This window comes from Marinagarivorans sp., from assembly GCF_982758155.1.
In genome coordinates this window covers 1-4,654 of record NZ_CEXWTU010000311.1, presented here as the reverse complement: position 1 = coordinate 4,654, position 4,654 = coordinate 1, and the positions used below count along the sequence as shown (strand labels likewise).

Below are 4,654 nucleotides of genomic sequence, written 5' to 3'. Positions count from 1 at the left end.
TTTGTCCCGTTAATTATCGATGTCCAGTCGTATTACGGTTCTGCTCAAACAGCTTTAGCGGACTACATCTATAACCAGATGCCGAAGAACAACCCCAAAACGAATTGCGACCAAGGGTGTGGCGATGATATTTCCGCCTATTTCTTTGATGTTGCGAGCACGTTAGATAATGGCGGCGGTAACCCTGATATCGAATTCGACGGCCAGCAAGCCTATAAAGATTTCGGCTGTTTGGCGTGCCACGGTAATGATGGTTTACAAGAATCACAGCCTATTGTGTTTGAAAATTACTCTTTAGAGTCGCTCACTAAGAAAATTAATGATTCTATGCCTATCTCGGAAGTTAACCCGAATGCTTGGCAGCAGTGTGTAGGTAATTGTGCAACGGCCGTTGCTGAATACTTGTGGTCTATCCGCCCGAAAGTGTCGTGTGATGAGGGTGAATCGACCTTGCCACGACGTGTGCGCGGCTTAACCAAGTTTGAATATGTGAATACGATTAACGATCTGTTTGGCCGCAACGACGCCGAAACTTTAGCGCGTACCATCGGTTCGGATACTGAAGTGAAGGGCTTTGATAACAATGCGTATGCGAGCTCCATTACATCAACCCGCTTAGAGGGCTATTGGGCCGCCGCGCAGGCCATTGCTGAAGTGGCGAATGTAACGCCTTGGTTATCCACTAATAACTGTAACCAGCAAAACGTGGGTGCTTGTTTTGTGAATAAGTTTGGTCGCATGGCCTTCCGTCGGCCACTTATCAACGACGAAATGGATGACTACTCGGCAATCTTTGAAGCCGGAGCCAATGATGAAGAGGGTGCGCGTAATGTCGTGCAGGCGATGTTGATCTCGCCTAACTTCTTGTACCGCTCAGAAATTGGTTCGGATGGTCGCCTTACACAGTATGAAATTGCCGGGCTATTGGCTTACACCTTCTGGGGTTCTACGCCAGACAGTGCATTGCTTGATAAAGCGGCCAGCAACACTTTAGGCAATGAGGCGCAAATTCGCCAAGCGGTCGATGGCTTAGTTTCCGATGCCCGCTCAGAGAAGCAGTTTGTTCACTTTGGTCGCCAGTGGTTACACATTGACCCCGTTGCCGGTATCGATCGCGATGCGCAGCTTTTCCCTACCTTTAATGGGCAGGTTGCAGAGGCGATGGACCAAGAGCTTGAAATGTTCTTAAAGGAAATGTTGCTAGCTGACGGCTACACTATGAGTGACTTCCTTAATTGGGATCAGGTTTTTGCCGATAACACTTTAGCGACTTTCTATGGTTTGAATGGCGCCGGTAGTGAAATGACGAAAATTGCAGCAGGTGATCAGCGTGGTGGTGTATTGCGCTTAGGTGCGGTGCTAGCGCGTAACTCTAAGTTTGATGAATCGCATCCGATTAAGCGTGGTTTGTTGGTACGTAACAACTTGTTATGCCAAGAGTTTGGTGTACCGCCGGCTAACGTTGGTGAGGTTGAGCCTTTTGATGCGACTAAGCCCACACGTGAACGTTTTGCGGCTCACTCAGCTAACGAAACCTGTGCGGCCTGTCACCAGTTTATTGATGAAGTTGGCTTCGCCTTCGAAAACTACGATGCTGTAGGTGGCTTCCGCACCGCCGAAGCGAATGGGGCAGCTGTAGATGCATCGGGTTCTATTTCGGGCTTAAACCGTATGACTGACCCAGATAACCATGTATTTAGTAACCTTCAAGATTTATCCGATATTTTATCGGATGGCGCTATGCAATCGGCATCTTCCTGTGTCGCAGAGCAATTCCAACGCATGATGGATGGCGAAGCTAAGCCCGATAGTTGTACGGTTGCCAATACGGTAGCGCGCTGGAATCCAGCAGAGAAATCCTTAAAAGACTTGTGGGTAGAAATTGTTGCCTCACAAAACTTTATGCAGCGTAACTAGGAGAATACGGTAATGAAACGACGTAGTTTATTTAAAGCAATTGCCGCAGGCTCGTTAACAGCTGCTAATCCATTGGCTTGTTTGTTGGCTAGAAACGCCATGGCGCAAAATGGTACAGCGCCTATTCGCACCATTTTCTTATTTCACCCTAACGGGGCTGATGGCGATTCTTTTTTCCCAAATGCGGGCAGTAGCGCGCTCCCCGGTATGACGGCACCTTTGCAAAGCGTGTACAACAATTTGGTGTTTCTTGATGGCATCGCTTACGAAGGTGCTGCAAATACACACGAAGGTGGTTGTGCTAAGAGCCTTACAGGCCGCTTAGTGGCCAACGACCCACATTCATCGATTGATGTTTTGATGGGTAAAGAGGATTGGGAAAACCGTGCGACGAACGGTATTACTAAACCTTCTGTTCAGATGGGCGTTGGCACTATGTGGGGCAACGATGCTAACAAGCGTATTAGCCACGATGGCGGCACCTCGCTGGATTCGGCCTGCGACCCTCGCATTGTGTACCCGAGCTTATTCGGTGCGGCCGGCAGTGTTGATGGCGGTCCTAATGCCGGTGCGGGTACTGGCGGTGTTGAAACCCAAATGTTATCAGCAGCTAAGAATGATCTAGCCCGGATTCAAAGCCAAATTGGTAACCTCGATGGTCAACGCGAGCGTTTGCAGCAGCATTCAGATGCCTTGTCTATTCTAGAGGCGAGCTTTGCCGGAGGCGGCTCCGACATGATGGCGCAGGCTTGTAATATCATCCCCGATATTAGCGATGCTCCTATTATTGACAGAAGCGATACCGACGAGGCTTGGTCGCAAACCGATATCCTGCCAATGGCTTCGCAGTTACAGCAAGATATTGCCGTTGCTGCGTTATCGTGCGGTATTACCAAGACCATGGCCTTTAGCTACGGGGTTTCTGTATCGCCGGTAAAAGTGCCGGGTTCTGGTGTAGGTGATCACGATGCATCACACGCTTCGCCAGCGGTACATACCACCTCTAAAAAATGGTGGATGGCCGAAGTGGCTAATTTGATTAAAAAACTGGCAAATACGCCTGATGTGAATGGCAGCTTATTGGACAACACTATTATTGTGACGGTTTCCGACCTAGGGCACGGTAACTATCACGATCACTGGCGGATTCCTATGTTCCTTGCGAGCGGCGTGAATAACAATGTGGGTTTAGTCACTGGCCGTTCACTTGATTGGAAAAACTCACCACACGGCAGTGTTAAAGTGATTGGCGATGGTTTTCAACACCCGAGTATTAACCATACCGATGTACTGGATACCATTCGCCAAGTGGCGGGCTATACCAGTTTTGAAATGCCGAATAAGCGAGGTGATATTTTTGCCGGCTGGAAAGGTGGCGCGCAACCGCGTTAGGCATTGCTTTTGCTCGAACCAAAACCCAGCCGCGTGCTGGGTTTTTTGTGTCTGAATTTTGTTGTTTAGTGTGGAGCTGGGTATGGGGTCTGAAAATTGAACGCGTCTAATGAAGGACCTTCTTGTGTAATTTTAGCAAGACGTTTAGCTATGATTGCTTCTGTGGGGGTGCTATCTGGGGGTAGCCAAAATAATACATATTTGGCGCCTTCTTGCGGTAAAAACCACTGCTTGCGAGCTAGCATTATCGCCGCGTGATCACTTCTATAGGTGAAGTTTTTAAGTGCCTCAACAGACTGCCAGCGTGTTAAGTTTAAGAGGTAGGGCTCGTTGAAGTGGCTACCTTTATCAAGTGGTTTGGGTTCATCAATGAAGCCTTCGGTATCGTAAGCAATTTGGTTGATACGCTCTACCTGCCCAAAAAAACTCGCCATTTGTGGGCTGTCGAAAGGGAACTTGGCTAAGGCGATATTGGCATGAATTAGGGTGTAAGTAACCATTGTTGTCTACTCCATTTTCGGAGATGAAAATAAGCGTACAGCGAAAATTTTGCAAGATGTTTAGCGGTTGATAATTAGTACCGTACAAAGATTTACACATAGATGCATCAAAAATGCCGGCCAAAAGCTGTTGCCCCGATAGCAAATGTAACCCCAAACCAAGCCCGATAAAATACACGATAAGGCTTCAATATCCGGTTTGCCTAGATGCAGTAGCGTGAAAGGAATCAGTTGCAGCAAAATAGCCCCTTCTTTAAATTTCTCTCGTAAGTCCTCAAGTAAAAACCCCCTAAAAAAATATTCCCAACCCAATAGGTAAATGCTGGTGGTTAAAAAGTGCGTGGTAAAGTCAAAGTCTGGTGTTTGATAATAACCGTGCATGCTTTCTTGTTGCGTGCCTACAATAACGAGCGGTATCGCGACAGCTAGGTAAAGTAAGCTGGCCGGCAGCCAGAAGCGCCAGTGGCCAAGCCCTAAGCCTAATGATTGTAGCTGCCGGTAACCTAAGGCGATTAATAACGCGCAGGGGGTTAGGCCATACAAAACCAGTGATTCGTAATGTGTTTGAGTAAACCAGTGTACCGTTGAAGATTCCGCAAGAATCATCACCGTGGTGGCCGTTGCAATAATGATAATGGCCCGGCAGTAGTTCTGGCAGAAGTACTTGAAGCGGGACAACTCTTGCAGAAAAGTACTTGAAGGATGGCTTTGCATAGGGAGCCTTGGCTAAGGGACGAGGAAACAATATTTCATCCACTAATGCTTGATATCGACTTCCTTACCTTCGTTACTCAAAGCGTTACATGCCTCGGTAACTGCTCCATGCGTTACCCTAATGACCTATA

4 protein-coding genes are annotated in these 4,654 nt (G+C 47.8%); 2 read left to right on the top strand and 2 right to left on the bottom strand.

Annotation, left to right across the window (positions count from 1 at the left end):
- A partial coding sequence (locus tag AC3A8L_RS20040; protein WP_487964044.1) for a DUF1592 domain-containing protein occupies positions 1-1,917 on the top strand: 1,917 nt, incomplete at its 5' end.
- 12 nt (positions 1,918-1,929) lie between these two features.
- Positions 1,930-3,309, top strand: a complete 1,380-nt coding sequence (locus AC3A8L_RS20035) for a DUF1552 domain-containing protein (protein WP_487964043.1) — start codon at positions 1,930-1,932, stop codon at positions 3,307-3,309.
- A gap of 65 nt (positions 3,310-3,374) precedes the next feature.
- On the opposite strand, the gene AC3A8L_RS20030 is transcribed toward AC3A8L_RS20035, so the two are convergent.
- Both AC3A8L_RS20030 and AC3A8L_RS20025 read right to left on the bottom strand, forming a co-directional pair.
- Positions 3,375-3,809, bottom strand: a complete 435-nt coding sequence (locus tag AC3A8L_RS20030; protein ID WP_487964042.1) for a DUF3291 domain-containing protein — start codon at positions 3,807-3,809, stop codon at positions 3,375-3,377.
- Positions 3,810-3,869: 60 nt separating this feature from the next.
- Positions 3,870-4,523 carry a CPBP family intramembrane glutamic endopeptidase gene (locus tag AC3A8L_RS20025; protein WP_487964041.1) on the bottom strand — a complete coding sequence of 218 codons (654 nt, stop codon included), beginning with the start codon at positions 4,521-4,523 and terminating at the stop codon, positions 3,870-3,872.
- Positions 4,524-4,654 lie beyond the last annotated feature (131 nt).